The organism is Streptomyces sp. NPDC020422 (genome assembly GCF_044386705.1).
In the GTDB taxonomy this organism is placed as follows: domain Bacteria; phylum Actinomycetota; class Actinomycetes; order Streptomycetales; family Streptomycetaceae; genus Streptomyces.
In genome coordinates, this window is record NZ_JBIRVJ010000002.1 from 232,321 (window position 1) to 256,710 (window position 24,390).

Genomic DNA, 24,390 nt, shown 5'->3' on the forward strand with positions numbered 1-24,390 from the left:
AGGTGCTGCTTGTACCAGGATAAAGACACTCTGGTACCAGGCTGAGCGAGCGCCGATCGTCGGTGGTGTGACGACGACATCCACTCCTCCCCGTACCGCCGCGGCCGTCGGACCGGCCCGGCCGGCCCTCGGCTCCCTGGGCCTGTTCACCGTGCTCCTGGGCGCGGCGCTGCCCCTGATCGACTTCTTCATCGTCAATGTCGCCCTGCCGACGATCGACCACGACCTCGCCGCGGGTCCGGCGCTCCTGGAGCTGGTGGTCGCCGGGTACGGCCTGTCGTACGCCGTGCTGCTCGTGCTCGGCGGGCGGCTCGGCGACCTCTTCGGGCGCCGCCGGCTGTTCCTCGCGGGGATGGCCGCCTTCGGTCTGACCTCGCTCGCCTGTGGTCTGGCTCCGGACGCCTGGAGCCTGGTCGGGGCCCGGGTGGCACAGGGTGCCGCGGCGGCGCTGATGCTGCCGCAGGTGCTGGCGACCATTCACTCCTCGACGTCGGGAGCCCGCCATGCGAGGGCGCTGAGCCTGTACGGGGCGACCGCGGGGCTCGCGATGGTGGCCGGGCAGATCCTGGGCGGCGTCCTGGTCGCCGCCGATCTCGCGGGCAGCGGCTGGCGGGCGATCTTCCTGGTCAACGTGCCGGTGGCGCTGCTCGGACTGCTGCTGGCGGCGCGTTCGGTGCCCGAGACCCGCTCGGACCGGCCGGCGCCGGTGGACGCGCCGGGCACGCTGCTGCTGGCGCTGAGCCTGCTGTCGCTGCTGGCCCCGTTGACCGAGGGCCGGGCGGCGGGCTGGCCGCTGTGGACCTGGCTGTCGCTCGCCGCCTTCCCCTTCGCGGCCGGGGCGTTCTGGTGGGTCGAGCTGCGGGCGGACCGCCGGGGCCGTACGCCGCTGGTGCCGCCGCGGCTGCTCGGCCTGGTCTCGCTGCGCCGGGGCCTCGCGGTGGTGCTGCCGCTGTCGGGCGGCTTCAGCGGCTTCATGTTCGTGATCGCGGTGGCGCTCCAGCAGGGACTCGCGATGGGCGCGGTGGCCTCGGGTCTGGCGCTGGTGCCGATGGCGGTGGCGTTCTTCGGCGCCTCGCTGGCGGGTCCGCGGCTGGTGCGGCGCTGGGGCACCCGGGTGGTGCCGGTGGGCGCCGTGTTCCAGGGGGTCGGGATCGGCCTCATCGCCTGGGCGGTGGGCGGCGGCTGGTCGGAGCTCTCGGTGCTCGACCTGCTGCCGGGCATGGCGGTCGCGGGCTTCGGCCAGGGTCTCCAGCTGCCGGTGCTCTTCCGGGTGGTGCTCTCGGAGGTGCCGGGCGAGCAGGCGGGTGTGGGCAGCGGGGTCATGGTGACCACGCAGCAGTCGGCGATGGCGCTGGGCGTGGCGACGCTGGGTTCGCTCTTCCTCTCGCTGGCCTCCTCGCCGGCCGCGATGGGGTCGGCGCTGACCACGACGCTGCTGGTGCAGGTGGGGGTGGTGGTGCTGACGCTGCTGCTGAGCCTGCGGCTGCCGCGCTCCGTGAAACAGTGAATGACAGATATTGAAATCTGTCATCGGTCATGTCATGGTTGATGGCATGACGACGACGACCCCCCGCACCGGCCGCCCCCTCCCCACCCGCTCCCTCGGCACCACCGGCCCCGAGGTCTCCGCCCTCGGCCTCGGCTGCATGGGCATGTCCGCCCTGTACGGCGAGGCCGATCGCGCCGAGTCGATCGCGACGATCCACGCCGCCCTCGACGCCGGCGTGACCCTCCTGGACACCGGCGACTTCTACGGAATGGGCCACAACGAGCTGCTGATCAACGAGGCTCTGCGCACCGCCCCCGCGGCGGCCCGCGACCAGGCCCTGACCAGCGTGAAGTTCGGCGCCCTGCGCACCGTGGAGGGCGGCTTCACCGGGTACGACGGACGCCCCGCCGCGGTGAAGAACTTCGCGGCGTACTCGCTCCAGCGCCTCGGCACGGACCACATCGACATCTACCGGATCGCCCGCGTCGACCCCGACGTGCCGATCGAGGAGACCGTCGGCGCCATCGCCGAGCTGGTCGAGGCCGGCCATGTGCGGCACATCGGCCTCTCCGAGGTCGGCGCCGACACCCTGCGCCGGGCGGCGGCGGTCGCCCCGATCGCCGACCTCCAGATCGAGTACTCGCTGATATCCCGCGGCATCGAGGACAGGATCCTGCCCACCGCCCGGGAGCTCGGCATCGGCGTCACGGCCTACGGGGTCCTCTCCCGCGGCCTGATCAGCGGCCACTTCACGCGGGAGCGCACCCTCGGCGCGGGTGACTTCCGCGGGATGTCCCCCCGCTTCCAGGGCGACAACCTCCAGCGGAACCTGGACCTGGTCGACCGGCTGCGCGAGGTCGCCGAGACCAAGGGCGTGACGGTCGCGCAGATCGCCATCGCCTGGGCGCTGTCGCGCGGCGAGGACGTCGTGCCGCTGATCGGCGCCCGCCGCCGCGACCGGCTCGCCGAGGCGCTCGACGCCCTGGAGGTCACCCTCGACGCGGCCGATCTGGCGGCGATCGAGGAGGCCGTCCCGGCGGGCGCGGCGGCCGGCGCCCGCTACCCGGAGGCGCAGATGGCCCACCTGGACAGCGAGCACTGACAGGTACTGTCATTCCATGGCCACCACGGAGACCCTGACCGCCGAGCGCATCCTCGAAGCCACCGAGGAGGTGCTGCGCCGCTACGGCCCCGCGAAGGCGACGGTCGTGGACGTGGCCCGGGTGCTCGGCGTCAGCCACGGCAGTGTCTACCGGCACTTCCGCACCAAGGCGGCGTTGCGCGAGGCGGTCACGGAGCGGTGGCTCTCGCGCACGGAGGTCGCCCTCGCCGAGCTGACCGGCGCCCCGGGCCGGCCCGCCCCGGAGAAGCTCCAGGCCTGGTTCGCGACCCTCTTCGAGGCCAAGCGGCACAAGGCGGGCGACGACCCGGAGCTGTTCGCGACCTATGGCGTGCTGATCGACGAGAACAGCGGCGTGGTCGACCGGCATATCGAGGTGCTGGTCGAGCAGGTCCGCTCGATCGTCGAGGAGGGCACCCGGGAGGCGGAGTTCACCGCCCCCGACCCGGAGGCCACGGCCCGCGCGCTCTTCTACGCGACCGCCCGCTTCCACGACCCGGCCTATGCGCCGGAGTGGCGGCGGCCCGCGATCCAGGGGGAGTTCGACGCGGTGATCGAGCTGCTGCTGCGCGGCCTGCGCCCCTAGGCCTCGCCTCTCTGCCGATGCGGGAAGGCCCCCGGTTCCTGGAACGGAACCGGGGGCCTTCCCGTACGGGCGGAGCGGACTCAGCAGCCCAGCAGACGGCTGCCCAGGTAGCCCTGGATCTGGTCGAGGGAGACGCGCTCCTGCTTCATCGTGTCGCGCTCGCGCACGGTCACCGCGTTGTCCTCGAGGGTGTCGAAGTCGACGGTGACGCAGAACGGGGTGCCGATCTCGTCCTGGCGGCGGTAGCGGCGGCCGATGGCGCCGGCGTCGTCGAACTCGATGTTCCAGTTCTGCCGCAGGTCGGCCGCGAGGCCCTTGGCCTTCGGCGAGAGCTGCGGGTTGCGGGACAGCGGCAGGACGGCGACCTTGACCGGGGCCAGGCGGTGGTCGAGGCGGAGCACGGTGCGCTTCTCCATGACGCCCTTGGCGTTCGGCGCCTCGTCCTCGACGTAGGCGTCGAGCAGGAAGGCGAGCATGGTGCGGCCGACACCGGCCGCCGGCTCGATGACGTACGGCGTGTAGCGCTCGCCCGTCTCCTGCTCCAGGTACGTCAGGTTGGCGCCGGAGGCCTTGGAGTGCGCGCTCAGGTCGTAGTCGGTGCGGTTGGCGACGCCCTCGAGCTCGCCCCACTCGCTGCCGCCGAAGGAGAAGCGGTACTCGATGTCCGCGGTGCGCTTGGAGTAGTGGGAGAGCTTCTCCGCCGGGTGCTCGTACCAGCGCATGTTCTCCTCACGGAGCCCCAGGCCGGTGTACCAGTTCCAGCGCTGCTCCATCCAGTACTCCTGCCACTGCTCGTCCTCGCCCGGCTTGACGAAGAACTCCATCTCCATCTGCTCGAACTCGCGCGTGCGGAAGATGAAGTTGCCCGGAGTGATCTCGTTCCGGAAGGACTTGCCCATCTGCGCGATGCCGAACGGGGGCTTCTTGCGCGAGGTGGTCTGCACCTGGGCGAAGTTGGTGAAGATGCCCTGGGCGGTCTCGGGGCGCAGGTACGCGACGGAGCCGGTGTCCTGGGTCGGGCCGAGGTGGGTGGAGAGCAGGCCGGAGAACTGCTTGGGCTCGGTGAAGGTGCCCTTGTTGCCGCAGTTGGGGCAGTTGAGCTCGGTGAGGCCGTTCTCGGGGAGGCGGCCGTGCTTCTCCTCGTAGGCCTCTTCCAGGTGGTCGGCGCGGAAGCGCTTGTGGCAGGAGGTGCACTCGGTCAGCGGGTCGGTGAAGGTGGCGACGTGGCCGGAGGCCTCCCAGACCTCGGTGGCCAGGATGACCGACGAGTCGATACCGACGACGTCCTCGCGCGCGGTGACCATGTAGCGCCACCACTGACGCTTGATGTTCTCCTTGAGCTCGACACCCAGCGGTCCGTAGTCCCAGGCGGCACGCTGACCGCCGTAGATCTCGCTGCACGGGTAGACGAAGCCACGGCGCTTGCTCAGGCTGACGATGGTGTCGATCTTGTCGGCGGCCACGGTGCTCTCTTCATTACGACGACGAAGTGCGAATGCCTCAGGTTACCGGCGCCCGCACCCCCCGTATCAAATCGGTTCGTGCGGCTCCGGAGTGCTCGGGAACACAGCAGGACGAAGCGTTCGGCAATTGACAACCGTTTCCAGTTTTGTTGAAAATGAGTGTCATGAACGTACGCCGACTGATACCCACCACCGCCGTCGCCGGAGCCGTCACCCTCGGTCTGATCACCCTCTCCGCCTGCTCCGGGACCTCGGACGCGGCCGACAAGGGGAGCGGCGACAAGCTGGACGTGGTCGCGTCGTTCTACCCGATGCAGTTCCTGGCCGAGCAGATAGGCGGCACGTACGTCACCGTCAACACGCTCACCAAGCCGGGCGTCGAGCCGCACGACCTGGAGCTCAAGCCGAAGCAGGTCGGCGAGCTCGGCGACGCCGACGTCGTCCTCTATCTCAAGGGCATCCAGCCCGCCGTCGACGACGCCATCGCGCAGTCGAACGCCGGCACCACGATCGACGCCGCGACGCTCACCAAGCTCGAGGAGCACGGCACCGAGGTCGGCCACGACCACGGTGCCGAGGAGGCCGGCCACGACCACGGCTCCGAGGCCGGCGCCGACCCGCACATCTGGCTCGACCCCGTGAAGTACGGAGAGGTCGCCCAGGGCGTGGGGGCCGCCTTCGAGAAGGCCGACCCCACCCACGCCGCCGCGTACAAGGCGAACACCCAGGCCCTGATGACGAAGCTCGCCGCTCTGAACAGCGAGTTCGAGAACGGTCTGAAGAACACCGCCACGAAGACCTTCATCACCACCCACTCCGCCTTCGGCTACCTCGCCGAGCGCTACGGCCTGGAGCAGGAGGGCATCACCGGCATCGACCCCGAGGCCGAGCCGAGCCCCGCCCGCGTCAAGGAGCTCCAGGAAATCGCGAAGAAGGACAAGGTCTCCACCGTCTTCTTCGAGACCCTCGCCAGCGACCGGACCGCCAAGACCCTCGCCACCGACACCGGCCTCAAGACCGACGTGCTCGACCCCCTCGAGGGAATCACGGACAAGTCCAAGGGCGATGACTACATCGAGGTCATGCGCTCCAACCTCGCCGCGCTGCAGAAGGCCCTCGGCGCGAAGTGAAATCCGGCAAGCAGGAGGTACTCGTGAGCGACGAGACCGTCATCTCCGTCCGCGGAGCCACCGCGGCCCTCGGCTCGCGCCCCGTCCTGCGCGGCGTCGACCTCACCGTGCACCGCGGTGAGGTCGTCGCGCTGCTCGGCGCCAACGGCTCCGGCAAGTCGACCGCCGTCCGCTCCGTCATCGGCCAGGTGCCGCTGACCGGCGGCACCATCGAGCTGTTCGGCACGGAGCAGAAGCGGTTCCGCGACTGGGCGCGCGTCGGCTACGTACCGCAGCGCACCACCGCCGCGAGCGGCGTGCCCGCCACCATCCGCGAGGTCGTCGCCTCCGGCCGGCTCTCCCGCCGCCGCTTCGGCCTCACCACCAGGGCCGACCGGGCCGCCGTCGACCGGGCCATCGAGCTCGTCGGACTGAGCGACCGCGCCCGGGACTCCGTCTCCGCCCTCTCCGGCGGCCAGCACCAGCGGGTGCTCATCGCCCGCGCGCTCGCCTCCGAGCCCGAGCTGCTGATCATGGACGAGCCGATGGCCGGCGTGGACCTGGCCAGCCAGGAGATCCTCGCCGCGACCCTGCGCGAGCAGGTCGCCGGCGGCACCTCCGTCCTCCTCGTCCTGCACGAGCTCGGCCCGCTGGAGCCCCTCATCGACCGCGCGGTGGTCCTGCGCGACGGCTGCGTCGTCCACGACGGCCCGCCCCCGAAGGCCGTCGGCCAGCACGCGCTGCCCGGCCACGACCACGTCCATCCGCACGCGGCCGACGAGCCCCTCCGCACGGGACTGCTGACCTGACATGGAATTCCTCAACGACGCCTTCATGCAGCGGGCCCTGCTGGCCGCCCTGCTGATCGGCATCACCGCGCCCGCCGTCGGCATCTACCTCGTGCAGCGGCGCCAGGCCCTGATGGGCGACGGCATCGGCCACGTCGCCATGACCGGTGTCGGCCTCGGCTTCTTGATGTCGGCCAACCCGGTGTGGATGGCCACCCTGGTCGCCGTCGTCGGCGCCGTCGTCATGGAGCTCATCCGCGCCTACGGCAAGACCCGCGGCGACCTCGCCCTCGCGCTGCTCTTCTACGGCGGCATGGCGGGCGGCGTCATGCTGATCAACCTCTCGGACACCGGCTCCAACGCGAACCTGACCTCGTTCCTCTTCGGCTCGCTGACGACCGTGTCCCGCGAGGACACCGTGACGATCACGATCCTCGCCGCCTTCGTCATCCTCGTCACGGTCGGCCTGCGCAAGCAGCTCTTCGCCGTCAGCCAGGACGAGGACTTCGCCCGCGTCACCGGCCTGCCGGTCCGCTTCCTCAACCTGCTCATCGCGGTCACCGCCGCCGTCACCGTCACCGTCGCCATGCGCGTCGTCGGCCTGCTCCTGGTCAGCGCGCTGATGGTGGTGCCGGTCGCGGCCGCCCAGTCGCTGTCCCGCTCCTTCCGCGCGACCTTCGCCATGGCGGTCGCGATCGGCGTCTGCGTCACCCTGACCGGCACCGTGACCACCTACTACGTCGACGCGCCGCCCGGCGCGACGATCGTGCTCCTCGCGATCGCGGTCTTCGTCACCCTCACGGCCCTGTCGACCCCGCTCGCCCGGCGCCGGGCCCGCGCCGCCGAGGCCGCCGCGCGCGACTGCGACGCGTCGGTCCCCGGCAGCCGGCGCCCCGCCGACGACGTGAGGGTCTGACCGCGGTCCGGCTTCAAGGGGACGGGGGGCTGGCAGAATGGCGGGGGCAGACAAGATTCAAGGAGGCCCCCGTGGTGACGGCAGGACCCCCCGTACGAGGCCGCTCGACCAAGCAGCGGGCCGCCGTGTCGGCGGCGCTGAACGAGGTGGACGAGTTCCGCAGCGCCCAGGAGCTGCACGACATGCTCAAGCACCGCGGCGACTCCGTCGGCCTCACCACCGTCTACCGCACGCTCCAGTCCCTCGCGGACGCGGGCGAGGTGGACGCGCTGCGCACGAGCGACGGCGAGACGGTCTACCGCCGCTGTTCGACCGGCGACCACCACCACCATCTGGTCTGCCGCGTCTGCGGCAAGGCCGTGGAGGTGGAGGGCCCGGCGGTGGAGCAGTGGGCGGAGACGATCGCGGCCGAGCACGGCTTCGTGAACGTGGCGCACACGGTGGAGATCTTCGGCACCTGCGCGGAGTGCGCGGCGAAGTGACGTGACGTGACATGCGGAAGGGCCCGTACCGGACGAGTGCCGGTACGGGCCCTTCCGCATGCCCGCGCTCAGAGCCGGGTGATGTTCCGGCCCGGGAGCGTACGGAGCCGGTCGGCGTCGGCCGGGTCGGCGAGCCCGCGCTCGGGGAGCGTGGCGACGCCCACCCGGCCGTTGTCGGCCGAGAGCAGCACGAACGGCGTCGGCGTCTCGGTGTACCGGGACATCAGCGACCAGCGGCCCACGACCTCGCCGTCCCGGGTGGTCCGGCGGGCCCCCAGCCGCGCCCGCCGGAAGGTCCCGAACCGCATCTGGACGTTCACGGCGTCGAGGATGTCCTCGCGCGTGGGCGTGTAGGCCGGCTCCGCCGTCAGCCCTTGTCGAGGACGGCGAGGTCCGCCGGGTCCACGCCGCCGAAGCGGCGGTCGCGCTGGGCGTACTCGACGCAGGCCCGCCACAGGTCGCGGCGGTCGAAGTCGGGCCACAGCACGTCCTGGAAGACCATCTCGGCGTACGCGCTCTGCCAGATCAGGTAGTTCGACGTGCGCTGCTCGCCGCTGGGCCGCAGGAAGAGGTCCACGTCCGGCATGTCCGGGTAGTAGAGGTACTTCTGGATGGTCTTCTCGGTGATCTTCGCCGGGTCCAGCTTGCCGGCCTTCACGTCCTCGGCCAGCGCCTGCGCCGCGTCCGTGAGCTCCGCGCGACCGCCGTAGTTCATGCAGAAGTACAGCGTGAGCTTGGTGTTGTCCTTGGTCTGCTCCTGGGCGACCTGGAGCTCCTTGGCCACCGACTTCCACAGCTTGGGCATCCGGCCGACCCAGCGGACCCGGATGCCGAGCTCGTCGAGCTGGTCGCGGGTCTTGCGGATGAAGTCGCGGTTGAAGTTCATGAGGAAGCGCACCTCCTCGGGCGAGCGCTTCCAGTTCTCGGTGGAGAAGGCGTAGAGCGAGATCGCGCCGACGCCCATCTCCAGCGCGCCCTGGAGCACGTCGAGCACCTGCTCGGCGCCGACCTTGTGCCCCTCGGTGCGCGGCAGACCGCGCTCCTTGGCCCAGCGGCCGTTGCCGTCCATGACGATCGCCACGTGCTCGGGCACGAGCTCCGGCTGAAGCTTCGGCGGGCGGGCGCCGGACGGGTGCGGCTCGGGGGTCCTGTACTCCCGTCGCTGGCGCCCGAGGAGTCGTGCGATGGCCATGGCGTGGTCTCTCCTAGCTCTTCTCTACGTACCGCAGCGAGCGCAGCCCGCGCTCCAGGTGCCAGTGCAGATAGGCGGACACGAGGCCGCTGCCCTCCCTGACGTGACGCGGCTCGCACGCGTCCGCGGTCTCCCAGTCGCCGGTGAGCAGCGCGCTGAGCAGGCCTACGGCCTCCGCAGAGGGTACGACGCTTCCGGGCACCCGGCAGTCTCCGCATATGACTCCGCCCGCTGCGACCGAAAAGAACCGGTTCGGCCCGGGAAGTCCGCACTTGGCGCAGTCGTCGAAGCTGGGCGCGTAGCCGTTGACGGCGAGCGAGCGCAGCAGGAAGGCGTCCAGAATCAGATGCGGGGCGTGCTCGCCGCGCGCGAGCGTCCGCAGTCCCCCGACCAGGAGCAGGTACTGCTGCACGGCCGGCTCGCCCTCGTGGTCGGTGAACCGTTCCGCCGTCTCCAGCATCGCCGTGCCCGCGGTGTAGCGGGCGTAGTCGGTGACGATCCCGCTGCCGTACGCGGCGATGGTCTCGCTCTGCGTGCACAGCGGGAGCCCGCGCCCGATCAGCTCGCTCCCCCGGGCGAAGAACTGCACGTCCACGTGAGAGAAGGGTTCGAGCCGCGCCCCGAACTTCGACTTGGTCCGCCGCACCCCGCGCGCGACGGCGCGTACGCGCCCGTGACCGCGCGTGAGCAGCGTGATGATGCGGTCCGCTTCGCCCAGCTTCTGGGTGCGCAGCACGATGCCGTCGTCGCGGAACAGACTCATGGACCCATTGTCCCGTACCGGCGGGGCGGCCCGGGCCGGGTCTCACCTCACGGCACCTCGCCCCGGCTCCGCGCGTTCGCGTGCGCGGTGGCCGCGCTCAGCCGCTCGGCCGCGGTCGCCACCCGCACCCCGTCCGGCTCGCACTCCCACTCGCGCCCGCCGCCGATGGGCCGCACCTGGAGATACGGCCCCTCGTGCCCCATCAAGGTGCCGACCCGCCCCGTGCTGATGTCGACGACGTACGCCCCGATGGGCAGGTTCATCCCCGCTCCCCTTCCCGCGTCAACGCCGCGGCGATCCGCCGCGCCGTCTCGACCGTGCAGCGTCCCAATTCGACCAGCGGCCGGGGCGGCTCCGCGGAGAGCGTGAGGGCGTCGAGCCCGAGCGAGGGCAGCACGATTCCCGCCCGCGCCAACGCGTCCCGCAATTCCGCCACCGCCTGAGCCGCTTCGGCAATCGGCGAGAGCTGCGTGTTGTCTTCGTTCTTCACCAACGCGTTCCTTTCCGAATCCATTTCCCGCTTACTCCACCGAGGGTGGGGGCCGATCCGTAGAATCGGGAGACGCGCTGGGGCTACAAGTGCGGTGTAGGGGTCAGGAGTTAATCAATGGCCAACGGCGATCGCCAGGACGCTTGGGAGTTCTTCGGAGACCTCCTGAAGGAGCGCCGGGAGGCGGCGGGGCTTTCGCGGAACGACCTGGGCGCACGGGTGTTCGTTTCGGGGTCGTACATCGGCCTGTTCGAGCAGGGAATCAGGAAGCCGCAGCTGGACGTGGCGCAGAGAATCGACCAGGTGCTACAAACCGGCGGTATTTTCGAACGCACCTGCAGAAAGCTGATCGACAAGTCGCCGTACGCGGACTATTTCCACGCGGTGGCGGAGCTGGAGGCGGTGGCGACGAAGATCTGCGAGTTCGCGCCGACGGTGGTGCCGGGGTTGTTGCAGACGGCGGAGTACGCGCGGGCGGTGACGATCGCGGCGAACCCGTTCGCCGCGGAGGCGTACGTCGAGGAGAAGGTCACCTCACGGATAGAGCGGGCCGCAATCCTCAAGGCTGCTACAAGACCGGAGTATTGGGTCGTCCTCCACGAGAACGCGGTACGGACCCCCGTCGGCGGCGCCGGGGTCATGGCCGCGCAGTTGGAGCACATCGCGGAGCTGGCACGGCGGCGGTGGGTGCTGGTGACGGTGCTGCCGCGGGCGGCCGGAGCGCACGCTTCCATGGACGGCTCACTCCGGCTCATGGAGTTCGAGGATCAGCCGCCAACGGCCTACACGGAGACCGCCTTTTCAGGCACGCTTCTCGAAAATCCGACGGTGGTGAAGCGCGCACAGCGCGCCTACGATCTGCTCAGGGTCGCCACGCTGTCGCCGGCGGCGTCCCTGGCCCTGATCGAGTCGGCGGCGGAGGACTACAGACGATGCGCGAGTACGACCTGACCAACGCCACCTGGTTCAAGAGCTCCTACAGCGACGGCGACGGCGGCAACTGCGTCGAGGTCTCGTACGAGTTCGCGGGCGCGGCCTGGCGCAAGAGCAGCTACAGCAACGGTGAGGGCGGCAACTGCCTCGAAGTCCTCGACGGCATCCCCGGCATCGTCCCCGTCCGCGACAGCAAGAACCCCTCCGGCCCCGCCCTCGCCGTCCCGGCCGCCGCCTGGTCCGTGTTCGTGGCCGCCGTCAAGGGATGACCGTCCTGCGCGGCGGTGGCGGCGCCGCACTCCGGCACGAGGGCGACGCGTTGACGCTGCGGCGCGGGGACGAGGAGCTGCGGATCCCCCTGCGGGCGGTGCAGCGGGTCTCGCCCGGGGGCGAGGCGGTCGTCGTGGCGCTGCGGGTGCCGGAGGGCGCGGAGCCCGTCGTGCACGTGGTGCGGGGGGTGAACGACATGCACGGGTACGCGTTCGCGTCGGCGATGGGCGCGGTGCTGGGCCGCCTGCCGGAGCCCGGGCCGTCGTTCGACGGCACCGCGCTCGTGACGACCCGCTCCCTGGGCACGCGCGGCGGCTGGGGGCTGCCCCCGGCGGGGGTCCTGGCGGTGCTGGCCCCCGGGGTCGGCGCGTTCCTCGCGATGAGCGTGCTGGTCGTGCTGCGCGGGGAGCCGGCCGCGCTCGTGCTCGCGTTCCTGCTGGGGATCGCGGTGGTCGTGCTCAACCTGTCGAGCGTCGCCGCGGCGGATCGGGCGATCCAGATGTGGCGGCTGCCCCGGCGGGGCGTCACGGTGACGGCCGTGCGGACCGGCCCGTACGGCAGGTCGGGGACGTACGCGTACACGGACGGGTGCGGGACGGTCCACGGCTACCGGCGGAACTCGTACGCCGACGAGGTCCGGATCAGCTTCCACCCGAAGGCCCCGGGGCGGGCCGTCGGCGTCTACCCCGGACCCGTGCGGGTGCTGGTCGCGCTCGGGGCGCTGGTGCTGTGGGCGGCGACGGGCGGGCTCGGCTGCGCGATGGTCTTCTTGGGGCTCAGCGTCGGGGCGTGACGGTGCGGGTGACGACCGCTCCGAAGAGGGCGAGGCCCGTGATCACCACGCGCGGGGTGCCGGGCTTGCCGGTGCGGTGGGCGGCGCGCTCGGCGAAGACGCCGAAGAGGCCGAGGCCTCGGACGTCGACCTCGATGTCCTCGGGGACGAGGATCTTGGTGCCGCCCCAGAGGGCGACCGCGCGGATGACGGTGTCGTGACCGGTGAAGCGCGCCTCGGTCAGGTCGATCAGGCCGCCGCCCCACATCGACCAGAGGGTCATGCGCCGCGGCACGACCCACTGGCCCTTGCGGTGGAAGCCGCCGAAGATCCCGGCGACGAAACTGCCGGAGGTCGGCGCGCGGTCGACGACGAGGGCGTCGCGGGGGCCGGGCGCGGGCAGGCCGCGGCAGGCGGTCTCCAAATCGCCGCGGGTGCGCGAGGCGTGCACCTCGTCGAGGCGGGGCCCGAGTCGGTCCAGGGGCAGGCGGCCGTTCTCGACGGCGGCCCGCAGCCGCTCCTCGGCCGTGTGCCGCTCCTGGTCGGAGGCGAGGATGTCGAGGTCGTACCGGGTCATGGCGTCAGCCTTCGAGGTAGGCGGCGAGCGCGGAGGACAGGGCGGTGCGGTAGGCGTCGTCGCGGCCCGGCTCGTCGGGGTCGTGGCCGAGGTCGGTGAGCCAGTGGCGCCGGCCCAGGGCGTAGCCGTACGCGCCGGACAGGGCGAGGAGCACGAGCATCTCGATCCGTTGGCGGTCCGGCCCTTCGGGCGGTGGCGGCAGCACCAGGCGGACGCCGTCCTCGACGGCGTCGACCAGGCGGGCGAGATCGGTCGGGGAGCCGGGGGCCTCGGCGTCCTCCCGGGCGTGGAGCTGGGACCAGGTCCAGAGCCGGACGTAGCGCTCGTCCCCGAGGATCTCGAAGAGCACCCGGGTCATGCCGTCCGCGTAGGGCACCCGGCCGTCGGCCCGCAGCCGTTCCCGTACGAGCTCGCGCTTGCGCTCGTTCTCGCGCCGGAGCACCGCGCGGACGAGAGCGGCGTAGGTGCCGAAGTAGTGGCTGACGAGCCCGTGGGTCACCCCGGCGGCGTCGGCGACGCGGCGCAGGCCGACGCCGTCGGGACCGTGCCGGGCGATGAGGTCGGTGGCGGCGTCGAGGATCTCGGTGCGGGCCTGCTCGGGGGTGCGCCGTCGCCGTTTCGTCGCCATGTTGACCAGCTTGCCAATAATGCCTCCGGATCTCAACCGGAGTGCGGCGGGCGGTAATTCGTTTGCCGCCGGGCGGAGCGTGCGGATAGGAAACTCGCATGCTGAGAGGGAGCAGGGTGGGGCTCAGGGCCCGACACGAGGACGACATACCGGTTCTGCGGGACGAGCTCTTCAACGACGTGGTGAACGCCTCGCGGGCCGAGGGCGGTCCGTGGCGGCCGGTGTCTCCGGGCGCCAAGGACCCGCGGCTGGCGGTCGACGGCACGGCGGAGGGGCACGTCCCGTTCTCCATCGTGGAGCTGGACGGCGGGGCGCTGGTCGGCACGGCGAACCTGTGGGGCATCGACACCCACAACCGGTGCGCCCACATCGGCCTCGGACTTCTGCCCTCCGCCCGCGGCAAGGGCTACGGCACCGACGTGGTCTCCGTGCTGTGCCACTACGGCTTCGTGGTGCGCAGCCTGCGCCGGCTCCAGATCGAGACGCTCGCCGACAACACCGCGATGCTCCGCGCCGCCGAGCGCAACGGCTTCGTCCGCGAGGGCGTGCTGCGCTCCTCGGCGTGGGTGATGGGCGAGTTCCTCGACGAGGTGCTGCTCGGCCTGCTGCTCGACGAGTGGAAGCCCACGGGCCCGGCGTCACCCGGGAATTGACAGCAGCACCCGATTGGGCGACTGCGGCGCGCGGGGGCGAAGCGACAAGATCATCGAATGCGATCTTCCCTGACGCGCCGCGCGTGCGCCGCGGCCCTGCTCCTCGCCTCGACCCTCTCCCCCGCCGTGGCCACGGCCGCCGCCCGGCCCGCGGACCCCGCCCAGCCGACGGCCCGCGCGGCACACGCCCGCCTGCTCGGCGAGAAGACCGTCCCGTACAAGCTCGACTTCCAGGGCACCACCGTCGGCGGCCTCTCCGGCATCGACCGGGACCCGTGCACCGGCGAGTACGTGTTCATCAGCGACGACCGGGGGTACACCCAGCCCGCCCGCTTCTACACGGCCAAGCTGGACGTGGACGCCGGGGGTGTGCACGCGGTCGACTTCACCGGCACCCACTCCTTCCGCCGGCCCGACGGCTCGCCCTATCCGTCGCCGGCGCTCGACGACGGCAATGCCGTCGACCCGGAGGAGATCCGCGTCGACCCCGTCGCGTGCGACTACTGGTGGGGCCAGGAGGGCGACCGGCCCAAGACGGCCGGCCCGCCGGTGATCCAGCCGTCCATCCGGTTCGCCTCCCCCTCCAGCGGCGCCTACCTCGGCGAGCTGCCGCTGCCGGGGAACTACGCGATCACCGCCGACCGCGGCCCGCGCCGCAACCAGGCGATCGAGGCGCTCACCTTCGAGGCCCGGGGCCGCGTCCTGACCAGCGCGATCGAGGGCCCGCTGCTGCAGGACGGCCCCGAGCCGACCACGGAGCACGGCGCGCTCGTCCGGGTGACGAAGCAGCGGCGGGACGGCTCGGTGCTCGGGCAGTTCGCGTACCCACTGGAGAAGATCTTCGCCGTGAACGACCCGAACAGCCCCTGGGGCCCGGACACGGGCGTCCCGTCGATCCTGGCCTTCCCCGACGACCCCGACCGGTATCTGGTCCTGGAGCGCACCTGGGTGGCCGGCGCCGGCTACAAGGTCCGCCTCTTCGAGGCGACCACGCGCGGGGCGACGGACGTGAAGGACCTGGACTCGCTGGCGACCGACGGGGAGGCGGTCAAGCCGATGCGCAAGAAGCTCGTCGCGGACTTCCACGACCTGGGCCTGTCCACCGTCGACAACACCGAGGGCATGACCTGGGGCCCGTACCTGGGCCGCGGCGAGCGTGCGCTGATCCTGGTCAGCGACGACAACTTCGCCGAGGACGCGGTCACCCAGCTCGTCGCCCTCGGGATCCGGTAGAGAGCCCACCCCGTCAGGCCCCCGGCCCCCGCCGGGGGCCTGATCGTCTTCCGGCCCCCGGCGGTCCGGGGTGCCGCCGCTGACCTACACTTTGAACGCGTTCAAGCCCTAGTGTGCGCAGAGGGAGGCTCCCACCCCCACTTATGGAACCCATAAGTCCACCTTATGAGGCCATAGACCGGGGGCGGGTACCGAACTCCTCGGCGCGTTATTTAGGGTGACCTAAGTGCGGCGGGCCCTCGCCGTCACGTCGCTTGCGAAGGGAAACCCGTCATGCCCCGCCCCCTCCGGGTCGCGATCGTCGGCGCCGGCCCCGCCGGAATCTACGCCGCCGATGCGCTGCTGAAGTCCGAGGCCGCCACCGCGCCGGGTGTGTCCATCGACCTCTTCGAGCGGATGCCCGCCCCCTTCGGCCTGATCCGCTACGGCGTCGCGCCCGACCACCCCCGCATCAAGGGCATCATCACCGCCCTCCACCAGGTCCTCGACAAGCCGCAGATACGTCTCTTCGGCAACGTCGACTACGGCACCGACGTGCACCTGGACGACCTGCACGCGTTCTACGACGCCGTGATCTTCTCCACCGGTGCCACCGCCGACCGCGCCCTGGACATCCCGGGGATCGAGCTCGACGGCTCCTACGGCGCCGCCGACTTCGTCTCCTGGTACGACGGGCACCCGGACGTCCCCCGCACCTGGCCGCTGGAGGCCGAGAAGGTCGCCGTCCTCGGCGTCGGCAACGTGGCCCTCGACGTGGCCCGCATCCTCGCCAAGACCGCCGACGAGCTGCTGCCCACCGAGATCCCGGCGAACGTCTACGACGGCCTCAAGGCCAACAAGGCGCTGGAGATCCACGTCTTCGGCCGCCGCGGCCCCGCCCAGGCCAAGTTCAGCCCCATGGAGCTGCGCGAGCTGGACCACTCGCCCAACATCGAGGTCATCGTCAACCCCGAGGACATCGACTACGACGAGGGCTCCATCGCCGAGCGGCGCAAGAACAAGCAGACCGACATGGTCGCCAAGACCCTGGAGAACTGGGCGATCCGCGACATCGGCGAGCGCCCGCACAAGCTCTTCCTGCACTTCTTCGAGTCGCCCGCCGAGATCCTCGGCGAGGACGGCAAGGTCGTCGGCCTGCGCACCGAGCGCACCGAACTCGACGGCACCGGAAACGTGAAGAGCACCGGCCGGACCACCGACTGGGACGTCCAGGCCGTCTACCGGGCCGTCGGCTACCTCTCCGACGAGCTGCCCAAGCTGCCCTGGGACGCCGCCAGCGGCACCGTCCCCGACGAGGGCGGCCGGGTCATCGAGGAGAGCGGCACCCCGCTGCCCTCCACCTACGTCACCGGCTGGATCCGGCGCGGCCCCATCGGCCTCATCGGCCACACCAAGGGCGACGCCAACGAGACCGTCGCCAACCTCCTCGACGACCACGCCAACGGGCGGCTCCTCACGCCCGAGAACCCGGAGGAGGACGCGGTCGTGTCCTTCCTCCAGGGCAAGGGCATCGCGTACACCACCTGGGAGGGCTGGTACGCGCTCGACGCCGCCGAGAAGGCGCTCGGCGAGCCGCAGGGCCGCGAGCGCGTGAAGATCGTCGAGCGCGAGGAGATGCTCCGCGCCAGCGGCGTCGACCTGGGCTGACCAGGCCTTCCTCCCCTTCCCGGTCCTACGCTGGAAGGACCGGGAAGGGAGGAGACGCCATGGCCGCCACGGCAGTCACCGGCCCCGCCGAGCTCGACGCCCTCGCCGACTCCGCCTGGTGGACCGGCCACGTCGACGAAGCCGTCGCCGCCCGGCTGCGGGCCCATGCCGCGTACGTCGCCGCGCACGACCCCCGCGGCGCCGGACGCACGGCCTGGTGGCTGGCAGCCGAGTACCGCAGGCTCGGGCGCCCCGCCGCCGCCTCGGGCTGGCTGCACCGGGCCCGCCACCACCTGGAGGGCTCGCCCGACTGCCCCGAGCAGTGCCTCCTCGCCTGGTCCGACATCGCGGACGCCGAGGAGCACCACGCGCCCGCCGCGGCCCGCCGCGCCGCCCGGCGCATGACACGGCTCGCCGCCCGCTCCGGCAGCCCCGAACTCCTCGCCCAGGCCCGGCAGGCGGAATCCGCTGTCCTGCTCGCCCAGGGCCGGCGCTCCGAGGCGCTCCCCCTCCTCGACGCGGCGATGGCCGCGGTCACCGCGGGCCGGCTGGACGCGCTCGCCACGGGCCGGCTGTACGACCTCGCCCTCGGCGAGTGCCTGCGCGCGGGCGAGCTGGAGCGCGCGACGGCCTGGGCCGAGGCGGCGACGGCCTGGTGCGCCGCCTTCCCCGACAACCCCTTCCGCGCCCCCTGCCGCATGCACCACGTCGAGGTGCTCGACCTCCTCGGCGACTGGGCGCGGGCGGAGGAGGAGGCCCGGCTCGTCTGCCAGGAGGTCCTGCCGGACTCCCTCGACCGGGCCGCCGCCGCCTCGTACACCGTCGGGGAGATCCAGCGGCGCCGGGGCAGGCAGGCCGACGCGGCCCGCTCCTACGCCCACGCCCACGCCCTGGGCCGGGTCCCCCAGCCGGGGCTCGCCCTGCTGCGGCTGGCCCAGGGGCGCCCCGACGCGGCCCTCGCGGGCCTCCGACTGGCCCTGGACTGCCAGAGCGACCCCGCGCACGACCGCCTCGGCCGCGCCCGCCTGCTCGCCGCCCTCGTCGAGACGGCCCTGGCCACCGGCGACCACACCACCGCCGGGCGGGCGGCGGCGGAACTGGCCCGGGCCCCGGACACGCCCCTGCTCGCCGCCCTGTCCGCAACCGCAGACGGCTCCCTGGCGCTGGCCCGGGGCGCCGGGGCACGGGAGCCGCTACGCCGGGCCCTCGTCCTGTGGCGGGAACTGCGGATCCCGTACGAGGCGGCCCGGACGCACCTGCTCCTCGCGGCGGCGGAACGGGCCGCGGGCGCCGATGCGGCGGCCCGGCGCGAACGCGACGCGGCCCGCACGACGTTCGGCCGCCTCGGGGCGGACCCGGCGCCCCGCCCGGCGGCCGCCCTGCCCGGCCGGGCCGAATCGCGACGGTGGGCGGCGGGACAGGACCCGCCCCGACGCACCGCCCCCGCGGCCACCGCGGAGTAGGACCGGCCCGCGGCCACCACGGGGCCGGCAGCCGCCGGGCCTCGGACCCGCGGAGCCGGCCGCGCCCTACCGCGACGACGTGCGCGCCATCGCGAGCAGACGGGCCGTGTCGTCCGCGCACAGGGCGAGCGCGTTGCCCACCGTGCCGAGGACCTCGCGCTCGGCCTGGCTGTACGGACCGTCGGCGAGGGCGATGCGGGCACCCTGGAGCAGGATCGATTCGCGGCCGGGGACGGACAGGTGCGGGGCGAGGGGTTCGAGGGCCTCGTGCAGTTCGATGGCGAGGGCCGCTCCCCCGCTGCTGATGTCGGGCAGGAAGCGCCCGGTGTCGGCGGCGAGCGCGTCGACGAGGTCGACCAGTTGCAGGGACGTACAGTCCGCGAACCCTGCCGCCCGCACCCCGGCCGCTGCGGTGTCGACGGCGGTGCGGGACGAGGTGCCGCCCGCGGCCAGGACGGCGAGGGCGACGGTGTGCACGGCGTCCCGCAGCATCGCCGAGAACCTGCTGGTCGTCGGGTGCGTCAGCACGTCCGTACCGAAGTGGGTGTGGCAGGCGGCGCACTCGACGACCGGTCCCGCGGCGCCCCGGGGAAGCAGCGGCACCCCCAGGAGGGCGAAGCGGCGACGGCCGGTGCGACGGCGGTAGTTGCGGTCGCCGCCGCACTCCTCGCAGAAGAACTCGCCGTCGCCGACCGTGTTCCAGGAGGTGCGGATCCCGCAGAGAACCCTGCTCCGCTCCCGTGACTTCCGCGCTGACCGCACGCCGCACCTCCTTCACGTCCCGGCAACACTGCCGGCGTTGGCGTGATGTTAGCCACATCGATGATGTGGCGTCAGCACCTCGTCAGCAGAACGCCAGGGAGATGGCCGAGACCCGCCGCGCTCCCGGGCGGCTCAGGAGGCGCGCTTGCGCAGCTTCGCGAAGGCCAGGAGGCCGCCACCCAGCACGACCACCGCTCCCGCGACGCCCATCGCGCCAGGTCCGAAGGCCGAGCCCGTCTGGGCGAGATCACCCTCCGGAGTGGACGAGGGCGAGGGCGCGGGCGCCCCGGCCGACGTGGAGCCGGAGGGCGTCGGGGCGGAAGTGGCCGGTGAGGAGGGCTTCGGGGTGGCGGTCGCGGTCGCGGTGGGGGTCGCGGGAGCCGTCGGCACCGGGGTCTCGGTCGGCTTCGGCTGCTCCGGGGTGACGACCGGACCGGGCTGCCGCCCGCCGGGCAGGCAGCCGGTGAAGTTCATCTGGTGGGTCTCGGCGCCGGGCACGGTGATCAGGTTCTCGGCGATCACGGAGCCGTTGACGTGGCCGGGGCCGACGCCCTTGCCGCCCATCTCGACGGTGGCGTTCGGCGCGAGGAGGGTGCCGGGCCAGGAGGTGTAGTTCTTCTTCACGCTCCTGGCCCCGGGGAAGTTCCACAGCAGCCGGGAGCGGATCTGCCGGAACTCGTCGCTCGCCAGGTCGTAGTCGTCGATCACGGGGGCGCCGCTCTCGCCCTGGTAGTAGACGCCGTACGTGGCCGAGGTGTTCATGTCGTACGAGGCGCCGAGCACGTTCACGAGGGTGGAGGAGCCGGCCGGGACCTTCAGGGTGATCGCGCGGGCCTTCTCCAGGTCGGCGGCGTTCACGGCGAAGACGTTGAGCTTCTTGTCCGTCCCGGTGAGGAAGAGGCCCTGGGCGCCCTGGTCGCTCGCGACGGTGCCGTTGGGGTCGACGGACGCCCACCCGGCCGACAGCGCGCGCAGCGAGCCGAACTCCCTGCCGAAGTCGATCGGAGAGGGGCCCTCCTTCACCTTGTCGCCGTCGACGCCGAAGCCGGAGCCCTTGGTGGAGCGGTCGACGACCTTGCCGGCGATGCCGGTGCCCTTGTCGAGGACGACCTGGTTGGCGTAGAGGGTGCCGCCGACGACGAGGCTGTGCCCGCCGGGCAGGGCGGCGAGGTCGCCGGAGGTCAGGCGGCTGCCGACGGAGAAGCCGGAGGGGGCCTTCGGGTCGCCGAAGGTGGCGTCGCCGCCGACGGCGACGGCGCCCTCGGAGTCGGAGTGGCGTACGGAGTCCTTCTCGACGAACTCGGCGTAGTGGCCGGCGGTGCCGAGCGGATTCGGCTCGCACGCGGAGGTGGCGGAGGCGGCGGGGGCCCAGGTGAGGGCGGCACCGGTCACCGCGAGGACGGCGGCCACGGCAGCGGACGTGCGCATGCGAGCTCCAGGTCGAGGAGTGCGGGGAGGGAGGTGTCCGAGGGGACGAGCCGACCTTCCGCCAGACGCTGATGTGGCGTCAACTCACCTGATATGGCGCCGATTCCGGCATGTCGTGAGGATCTTCCTTAAGTGAACCTGAAACGGCGTGCGAGCGTGACGCAGCTCACACGCACCACTGCCCCGCTCCCCTCGAAGGGGTGCGGGGCAGCGCGGGGGAAGTGCCTCAGCGGGCCGAGCGGTTGACCGCGGAGACGACCGCCTTCAGCGAGGCGCGGGTGGTGTTGGCGTCGATGCCGATGCCCCACAGGACCTTGCCGTCGATGGCGCACTCGATGTACGAGGCGGCCTGCGCGGAGGCGCCCTCGCTCATCGTGTGCTCCTGGTAGTCCAGCAGGCGGGCGTCCACGCCGACCGCCTGCAGTGCGGCGAAGAAGGCGGAGATCGGACCGTTGCCGGAGCCGGTCAGGACCGTCTCGACGCCGTCGACGACCGCCTCGACCTTCAGGGTGTCGGTGCCGTCCGTGTCGGAGGTCGACTGGCCGGAACGCAGCTGGATGCGGCCCCAGGCGTTGTCCGGGTTGGGCAGGTACTCGTCCTGGAAGACGGACCAGATCTGCGCCGGCGTGACCTCGCCGCCCTCGGCGTCGGTCTTCGCCTGGATGATCCGCGAGAACTCGATCTGCATCCGGCGGGGCAGGTCCAGCTTGTGGTCGTTCTTCAGGACGTACGCGATGCCGCCCTTGCCGGACTGCGAGTTGACCCGGATGACGGCCTCGTAGGAGCGGCCGACGTCCTTCGGGTCGATCGGCAGGTAGGGCACGGCCCACTCGATGTCGTCGACGGTCTTGCCCTGGGCGGCCGCGTCGGCCTCCATGGCGTCGAAGCCCTTCTTGATGGCGTCCTGGTGGGAGCCGGAGAAGGCGGTGTAGACCAGGTCGCCCGCGTAGGGGTGGCGCGGGTGGACCTCCATCTGGTTGCAGTACTCCGAGGTCCGGCGGACCTCGTCGATCTGCGAGAAGTCGATCTGCGGGTCGACGCCCTGGCTGAACAGGTTCATGCCCAGGGTGACCAGGTCGACGTTGCCGGTGCGCTCGCCCTGGCCGAACAGGCAGCCCTCGATGCGGTCGGCGCCGGCCATGATCGCCAGCTCGGCCGCGGCCACGGCCGTACCGCGGTCGTTGTGCGGGTGCACGGACAGGCAGACGTACTCGCGGCGGGTCAGGTGGCGGGACATCCACTCGAAGCGGTCCGCGTGCGTGGAGGGCGTCGAACGCTCCACGGTGGCGGGCAGGTTGAGGATGATCTCGCGGCCCGGGCCGGGCTGCCACACGTCGCAGACGGCCTCGCAGACCTCCAGGGCGAAGTCCAGCTCGGTGTCGGTGAAGATCTCCGGGCTGTACTGGTAGCCGAAGGTGGTCTCCGGACCCAGCAGCTTCTCGGCGTACTCCATCACCAGCCGGGTGCCGTCGACGGCGATCTGCTTGATGTCGTCCTTCGATCCGCGGAAGACGACCCGGCGGAAGGTGGGCGCGGTGGCGTTGTACAGGTGGACGGTGGCGCGCTTGGCGCCGACCAGGGACTCCACGGTCCGCTCGATCAGGTCCTCGCGGGCCTGGGTCAGCACGGAGATGGTGACGTCGTCCGGGATCGCGCCCTCTTCGATGATCGACCGGACGAAGGCGAAGTCGGTCTCGCCGGAGGACGGGAAGCCGACCTCGATCTCCTTGTAGCCCATCCGTACCAGCAGGTCGAACATCTCGCGCTTGCGGGCGGGGCTCATCGGGTCGATCAGGGCCTGGTTGCCGTCGCGCAGGTCGGTCGACAGCCAGCGGGGCGCCTTGGTGATGCGCCGCTCGGGCCAGGTGCGGTCGGGGATGTCGACGGCCTCGTACTGCCCGTACTTGTGCACCGGCATGCCGGACGGCTTCTGCAGGTGCGTGGCGTTGGTGACGGGCGTCGGTCGGCTGATGAAGGGCGACTGGGACATTGCGTAGGGCTCCTCGGAAGTCCTGCGGGAGGGACGGCCGACTGTCGAACGCAACGCCAATACCCGCGGGGAGGGGGTCGGCCTACGACTACAGGCCCTCGCCGCGGCAGCTAAGGAGAAGCAGCCCGAAACGCATGATGTGCGTCACCATAGCCCAGGACCGGCGGGGGCGGACGTCCCGTTCCAGTATGCGGGACGGCCTCCGCGTCAATAACGAAACGTGACTCATCACTCCATTTCGCCAATCGTCGTCACAGCTAGTGACAACGGCGGTACACGGTGCCACATTTCCGGTATGACACCCCACTTCTGCACGATCGTCCCGCCCCACATCCTGGAGCGGGTCGCGCGCTCGGCCGACCCGGCCCTCGCCGAGGCGGCCCGGCGGACCCTCGTCGTCGACGCGGCGCAGCGCACCGCCCGCAGCCTCCCGCCCGCCGAGCCGGCGACCCGGGACCGGGCCGGGAGGGCCGCCGGGGTCCGGCGCACGATCCACGACGTCCACAACGGCACCGAGCTGCCGGGCGACAAGATCCGCGACGAGGGCGGCGAGGAGACCGACGACGTCACCGAGAACCGGGCGTACGCGGGCCTCGGCGCCACCTACGACCTCTTCAAGAACGTCTACGGCCGCGAGTCGATCGACGGCGAGGCCATGCCGCTGCTCGCGAGCATCCACTTCGACGAGAAGTACGACAACGCCTTCTGGAACGGCGAGCAGATGGTGTTCGGCGACGGGGACGGCGAGCTCTTCCTCGACTTCACCATCCCGCTGGACGTCATCGGCCACGAGCTGACCCACGGCGTCACCCAGCACACCGCGGACCTCGCCTACTACGGGCAGTCCGGGGCGCTCAACGAGTCCATGTCCGACGTCTTCGGCTCGCTCGTGAAGCAGTACGCGCTGGGGCAGACCGCCGACCGGGCCGACTGGCTCATCGGCGCCGGGCTGCTGGGGCCGGCCGTCGACCGGGGCGAGGCCCTGCGCTCGATGAAGGCGCCCGGCACCGCGTACGACGACGACGTCCTCGGCAAGGACCCGCAGCCCGCGACGATGGACGACTACGTCCGCACCCACGCCGACAATGGCGGTGTCCACATCAACTCGGGCATCCCCAACCACGCCTTCTATCTGGTCGCGACCGCGCTGGGCGGTCACGCCTGGGAGCGGGCCGGGCAGATCTGGTACGACACGCTGACCGGCGGGAAGCTGAGCTCGGAGGCCGATTTCGCCGAGTTCGCGGCGGCCACGGTCGCGGCGGCGAAGGCCCGCTACGGGGACGGCGAGGAGGTGACGGCCGTGCGGGACGCCTGGTCGGCCGTGGGCGTGCCGGTCGACTGAGCGTGCGGTAGACAGGCCCCATGAGGATTCGCGTCGTACGCACAGGGGGCTTCGCGGGGATCGAGAAGTCGGCCGAGGTGGAGACCGAGGGCCGGCCCGACGACGAGCGGATGCGGGCGCTGGCCCACGAGGCACTCGCCGCACCGCCGCCGCCGGAGAGCCGTGGGGTGCCCGACGGCTTCTCCTACGAGATCACCGTCGACGGGCGGACGGTGCGGTGGGCGGATCCCCACCTCACCGCCGAACAGCGCGAGCTGATCCAGCTCGTGCTCAAGGAGGGCGCCTAGCCAGGCG

The 24,390-nt window shown here is 71.9% G+C and carries 27 protein-coding genes; 16 read left to right on the forward strand and 11 right to left on the reverse strand.

Annotated elements, in window-relative coordinates:
• Positions 1 to 67: 67 nt before the first annotated feature.
• Genes ACH414_RS05115 through ACH414_RS05125 form a run of 3 tightly spaced genes read left to right on the forward strand, consistent with a single transcriptional unit; the run spans position 68 to position 3,195 of the window.
• On the forward strand, positions 68 to 1,507 hold the full coding sequence (locus ACH414_RS05115) for an MFS transporter (protein ID WP_398940822.1): 1,440 nt from the start codon (positions 68 to 70) through the stop codon (positions 1,505 to 1,507).
• Between the two features lie 46 nt (positions 1,508 to 1,553).
• Complete coding sequence (locus ACH414_RS05120) at positions 1,554 to 2,591, forward strand: aldo/keto reductase (RefSeq protein ID WP_398940823.1); 1,038 nt, start codon at positions 1,554 to 1,556, stop codon at positions 2,589 to 2,591.
• Positions 2,592 to 2,607: 16 nt separating this feature from the next.
• Positions 2,608 to 3,195 (forward strand): TetR family transcriptional regulator, encoded by a 588-nt coding sequence (locus ACH414_RS05125; RefSeq protein ID WP_382543593.1) that lies wholly within the window; start codon positions 2,608 to 2,610, stop codon positions 3,193 to 3,195.
• Positions 3,196 to 3,275: 80 nt separating this feature from the next.
• Here ACH414_RS05125 and ACH414_RS05130 read toward each other — a convergent pair whose 3' ends face one another.
• Positions 3,276 to 4,658 carry a glycine--tRNA ligase gene (locus tag ACH414_RS05130; protein ID WP_382543596.1) on the reverse strand — a complete coding sequence of 461 codons (1,383 nt, stop codon included), beginning with the start codon at positions 4,656 to 4,658 and terminating at the stop codon, positions 3,276 to 3,278.
• A 164-nt stretch (positions 4,659 to 4,822) separates the two neighbouring features.
• Between ACH414_RS05130 and ACH414_RS05135 the strand changes: the two genes are divergently transcribed.
• The 4 genes from ACH414_RS05135 to ACH414_RS05150 all read left to right on the forward strand — a co-directional run bounded on the left by ACH414_RS05135 (position 4,823) and on the right by ACH414_RS05150 (position 7,953).
• A complete protein-coding gene (locus ACH414_RS05135) occupies positions 4,823 to 5,788 on the forward strand; it encodes a metal ABC transporter substrate-binding protein (protein WP_398940824.1) in 966 nt (321 codons plus the stop codon).
• A gap of 23 nt (positions 5,789 to 5,811) precedes the next feature.
• Positions 5,812 to 6,576, forward strand: a complete 765-nt coding sequence (locus tag ACH414_RS05140; RefSeq protein WP_382543602.1) for a metal ABC transporter ATP-binding protein — start codon at positions 5,812 to 5,814, stop codon at positions 6,574 to 6,576.
• A 1-nt stretch (position 6,577) separates the two neighbouring features.
• Positions 6,578 to 7,471 carry a metal ABC transporter permease gene (locus tag ACH414_RS05145; RefSeq protein ID WP_398940825.1) on the forward strand — a complete coding sequence of 298 codons (894 nt, stop codon included), beginning with the start codon at positions 6,578 to 6,580 and terminating at the stop codon, positions 7,469 to 7,471.
• Positions 7,472 to 7,542: 71 nt separating this feature from the next.
• Complete coding sequence (locus ACH414_RS05150; protein WP_046905672.1) at positions 7,543 to 7,953, forward strand: Fur family transcriptional regulator; 411 nt, start codon at positions 7,543 to 7,545, stop codon at positions 7,951 to 7,953.
• Positions 7,954 to 8,021: 68 nt separating this feature from the next.
• Here ACH414_RS05150 and ACH414_RS05155 read toward each other — a convergent pair whose 3' ends face one another.
• The 5 genes from ACH414_RS05155 to ACH414_RS05175 are packed head-to-tail and all read right to left on the reverse strand — an operon-like array spanning position 8,022 to position 10,398.
• Positions 8,022 to 8,273 (reverse strand): hypothetical protein, encoded by a 252-nt coding sequence (locus ACH414_RS05155; protein WP_398940826.1) that lies wholly within the window; start codon positions 8,271 to 8,273, stop codon positions 8,022 to 8,024.
• 47 nt (positions 8,274 to 8,320) lie between these two features.
• Positions 8,321 to 9,145 carry an isoprenyl transferase gene (locus ACH414_RS05160; RefSeq protein ID WP_382543612.1) on the reverse strand — a complete coding sequence of 275 codons (825 nt, stop codon included), beginning with the start codon at positions 9,143 to 9,145 and terminating at the stop codon, positions 8,321 to 8,323.
• Positions 9,146 to 9,158: 13 nt separating this feature from the next.
• On the reverse strand, positions 9,159 to 9,908 hold the full coding sequence (gene recO, locus ACH414_RS05165) for a DNA repair protein RecO (protein WP_382543615.1): 750 nt from the start codon (positions 9,906 to 9,908) through the stop codon (positions 9,159 to 9,161).
• 47 nt (positions 9,909 to 9,955) lie between these two features.
• On the reverse strand, positions 9,956 to 10,171 hold the full coding sequence (locus ACH414_RS05170; protein ID WP_382543618.1) for a hypothetical protein: 216 nt from the start codon (positions 10,169 to 10,171) through the stop codon (positions 9,956 to 9,958).
• Positions 10,168 to 10,398, reverse strand: coding sequence for a hypothetical protein (locus tag ACH414_RS05175; RefSeq protein ID WP_382543621.1), 231 nt, complete (start codon positions 10,396 to 10,398; stop codon positions 10,168 to 10,170). Before ACH414_RS05175 ends, ACH414_RS05170 begins: the two co-directional genes overlap by 4 nt.
• Positions 10,399 to 10,515: 117 nt before the next feature.
• On the opposite strand from ACH414_RS05175, the gene ACH414_RS05180 reads away from it, so the two are divergent.
• The 3 genes from ACH414_RS05180 to ACH414_RS05190 are packed head-to-tail and all read left to right on the forward strand — an operon-like array spanning position 10,516 to position 12,394.
• On the forward strand, positions 10,516 to 11,349 hold the full coding sequence (locus tag ACH414_RS05180; protein ID WP_382543624.1) for a Scr1 family TA system antitoxin-like transcriptional regulator: 834 nt from the start codon (positions 10,516 to 10,518) through the stop codon (positions 11,347 to 11,349).
• Positions 11,331 to 11,600 carry a DUF397 domain-containing protein gene (locus ACH414_RS05185; protein ID WP_386564124.1) on the forward strand — a complete coding sequence of 90 codons (270 nt, stop codon included), beginning with the start codon at positions 11,331 to 11,333 and terminating at the stop codon, positions 11,598 to 11,600. The genes ACH414_RS05180 and ACH414_RS05185 overlap by 19 nt, the downstream gene beginning before the upstream one ends.
• Positions 11,597 to 12,394: a hypothetical protein gene (locus ACH414_RS05190; protein WP_398940827.1), complete on the forward strand. Its 798-nt coding sequence runs from the start codon at positions 11,597 to 11,599 to the stop codon at positions 12,392 to 12,394. The genes ACH414_RS05185 and ACH414_RS05190 overlap by 4 nt, the downstream gene beginning before the upstream one ends.
• Here the strand turns inward: ACH414_RS05190 and ACH414_RS05195 are convergent.
• Both ACH414_RS05195 and ACH414_RS05200 read right to left on the reverse strand, forming a co-directional pair.
• Complete coding sequence (locus ACH414_RS05195) at positions 12,378 to 12,950, reverse strand: DUF1707 domain-containing protein (RefSeq protein WP_382543633.1); 573 nt, start codon at positions 12,948 to 12,950, stop codon at positions 12,378 to 12,380. The two genes, ACH414_RS05190 and ACH414_RS05195, sit on opposite strands and share 17 nt — an antisense overlap.
• Before the next feature lie 4 nt (positions 12,951 to 12,954).
• A complete protein-coding gene (locus ACH414_RS05200) occupies positions 12,955 to 13,578 on the reverse strand; it encodes a TetR/AcrR family transcriptional regulator (protein WP_382543636.1) in 624 nt (207 codons plus the stop codon).
• Positions 13,579 to 13,676: 98 nt separating this feature from the next.
• Between ACH414_RS05200 and ACH414_RS05205 the strand changes: the two genes are divergently transcribed.
• The 4 genes from ACH414_RS05205 (at position 13,677) to ACH414_RS05220 (ending at position 18,574) form a co-directional block, all read left to right on the forward strand.
• Entirely contained in the window at positions 13,677 to 14,231 is a 555-nt protein-coding gene (locus tag ACH414_RS05205) for a GNAT family N-acetyltransferase (RefSeq protein ID WP_382543639.1), read from the forward strand.
• A 57-nt stretch (positions 14,232 to 14,288) separates the two neighbouring features.
• Positions 14,289 to 15,464: an esterase-like activity of phytase family protein gene (locus tag ACH414_RS05210; protein WP_398940828.1), complete on the forward strand. Its 1,176-nt coding sequence runs from the start codon at positions 14,289 to 14,291 to the stop codon at positions 15,462 to 15,464.
• 273 nt (positions 15,465 to 15,737) lie between these two features.
• Positions 15,738 to 17,111, forward strand: a complete 1,374-nt coding sequence (locus tag ACH414_RS05215; protein WP_398940829.1) for an FAD-dependent oxidoreductase — start codon at positions 15,738 to 15,740, stop codon at positions 17,109 to 17,111.
• Positions 17,112 to 17,170: 59 nt separating this feature from the next.
• Positions 17,171 to 18,574 (forward strand): LuxR family transcriptional regulator, encoded by a 1,404-nt coding sequence (locus tag ACH414_RS05220; RefSeq protein ID WP_398940830.1) that lies wholly within the window; start codon positions 17,171 to 17,173, stop codon positions 18,572 to 18,574.
• 66 nt (positions 18,575 to 18,640) lie between these two features.
• On the opposite strand, the gene ACH414_RS05225 is transcribed toward ACH414_RS05220, so the two are convergent.
• From ACH414_RS05225 to leuA, 3 genes are all read right to left on the reverse strand, one after another.
• Positions 18,641 to 19,336 carry a TerB family tellurite resistance protein gene (locus ACH414_RS05225; protein WP_398940831.1) on the reverse strand — a complete coding sequence of 232 codons (696 nt, stop codon included), beginning with the start codon at positions 19,334 to 19,336 and terminating at the stop codon, positions 18,641 to 18,643.
• 132 nt (positions 19,337 to 19,468) lie between these two features.
• Positions 19,469 to 20,764, reverse strand: a complete 1,296-nt coding sequence (locus ACH414_RS05230; protein ID WP_391769109.1) for a choice-of-anchor A family protein — start codon at positions 20,762 to 20,764, stop codon at positions 19,469 to 19,471.
• 226 nt (positions 20,765 to 20,990) lie between these two features.
• Positions 20,991 to 22,754 carry a 2-isopropylmalate synthase gene (gene leuA / locus ACH414_RS05235; RefSeq protein WP_382543656.1) on the reverse strand — a complete coding sequence of 588 codons (1,764 nt, stop codon included), beginning with the start codon at positions 22,752 to 22,754 and terminating at the stop codon, positions 20,991 to 20,993.
• Between the two features lie 295 nt (positions 22,755 to 23,049).
• Here leuA and ACH414_RS05240 point away from each other — a divergent pair, with 295 nt between their 5' ends.
• On the forward strand, positions 23,050 to 24,096 hold the full coding sequence (locus ACH414_RS05240; RefSeq protein ID WP_382543659.1) for a M4 family metallopeptidase: 1,047 nt from the start codon (positions 23,050 to 23,052) through the stop codon (positions 24,094 to 24,096).
• A gap of 20 nt (positions 24,097 to 24,116) precedes the next feature.
• Entirely contained in the window at positions 24,117 to 24,383 is a 267-nt protein-coding gene (locus ACH414_RS05245) for a protealysin inhibitor emfourin (RefSeq protein ID WP_382543662.1), read from the forward strand.
• Positions 24,384 to 24,390: the final 7 nt, after the last annotated feature.

Coding starts and splice junctions, on each gene's coding strand:
- ACH414_RS05120 (WP_398940823.1), top strand. CDS start 1,554: ATGACGACGACGACCCCCCGCACCGGCCGCCCCCTCCCCACCCGCTCC.
- ACH414_RS05125 (WP_382543593.1), top strand. CDS start 2,608: ATGGCCACCACGGAGACCCTGACCGCCGAGCGCATCCTCGAAGCCACC.
- ACH414_RS05135 (WP_398940824.1), top strand. CDS start 4,823: ATGAACGTACGCCGACTGATACCCACCACCGCCGTCGCCGGAGCCGTC.
- ACH414_RS05145 (WP_398940825.1), top strand. CDS start 6,578: ATGGAATTCCTCAACGACGCCTTCATGCAGCGGGCCCTGCTGGCCGCC.
- ACH414_RS05160 (WP_382543612.1), bottom strand. CDS start 9,145: ATGGCCATCGCACGACTCCTCGGGCGCCAGCGACGGGAGTACAGGACC.
- recO (WP_382543615.1), bottom strand. CDS start 9,908: ATGAGTCTGTTCCGCGACGACGGCATCGTGCTGCGCACCCAGAAGCTG.
- ACH414_RS05170 (WP_382543618.1), bottom strand. CDS start 10,171: ATGAACCTGCCCATCGGGGCGTACGTCGTCGACATCAGCACGGGGCGG.
- ACH414_RS05180 (WP_382543624.1), top strand. CDS start 10,516: ATGGCCAACGGCGATCGCCAGGACGCTTGGGAGTTCTTCGGAGACCTC.
- ACH414_RS05185 (WP_386564124.1), top strand. CDS start 11,331: ATGCGCGAGTACGACCTGACCAACGCCACCTGGTTCAAGAGCTCCTAC.
- ACH414_RS05190 (WP_398940827.1), top strand. CDS start 11,597: ATGACCGTCCTGCGCGGCGGTGGCGGCGCCGCACTCCGGCACGAGGGC.
- ACH414_RS05195 (WP_382543633.1), bottom strand. CDS start 12,950: ATGACCCGGTACGACCTCGACATCCTCGCCTCCGACCAGGAGCGGCAC.
- ACH414_RS05200 (WP_382543636.1), bottom strand. CDS start 13,578: ATGGCGACGAAACGGCGACGGCGCACCCCCGAGCAGGCCCGCACCGAG.
- ACH414_RS05205 (WP_382543639.1), top strand. CDS start 13,677: ATGCTGAGAGGGAGCAGGGTGGGGCTCAGGGCCCGACACGAGGACGAC.
- ACH414_RS05210 (WP_398940828.1), top strand. CDS start 14,289: ATGCGATCTTCCCTGACGCGCCGCGCGTGCGCCGCGGCCCTGCTCCTC.
- ACH414_RS05215 (WP_398940829.1), top strand. CDS start 15,738: ATGCCCCGCCCCCTCCGGGTCGCGATCGTCGGCGCCGGCCCCGCCGGA.
- ACH414_RS05220 (WP_398940830.1), top strand. CDS start 17,171: ATGGCCGCCACGGCAGTCACCGGCCCCGCCGAGCTCGACGCCCTCGCC.
- ACH414_RS05230 (WP_391769109.1), bottom strand. CDS start 20,764: ATGCGCACGTCCGCTGCCGTGGCCGCCGTCCTCGCGGTGACCGGTGCC.
- leuA (WP_382543656.1), bottom strand. CDS start 22,754: ATGTCCCAGTCGCCCTTCATCAGCCGACCGACGCCCGTCACCAACGCC.
- ACH414_RS05240 (WP_382543659.1), top strand. CDS start 23,050: ATGACACCCCACTTCTGCACGATCGTCCCGCCCCACATCCTGGAGCGG.
- ACH414_RS05245 (WP_382543662.1), top strand. CDS start 24,117: ATGAGGATTCGCGTCGTACGCACAGGGGGCTTCGCGGGGATCGAGAAG.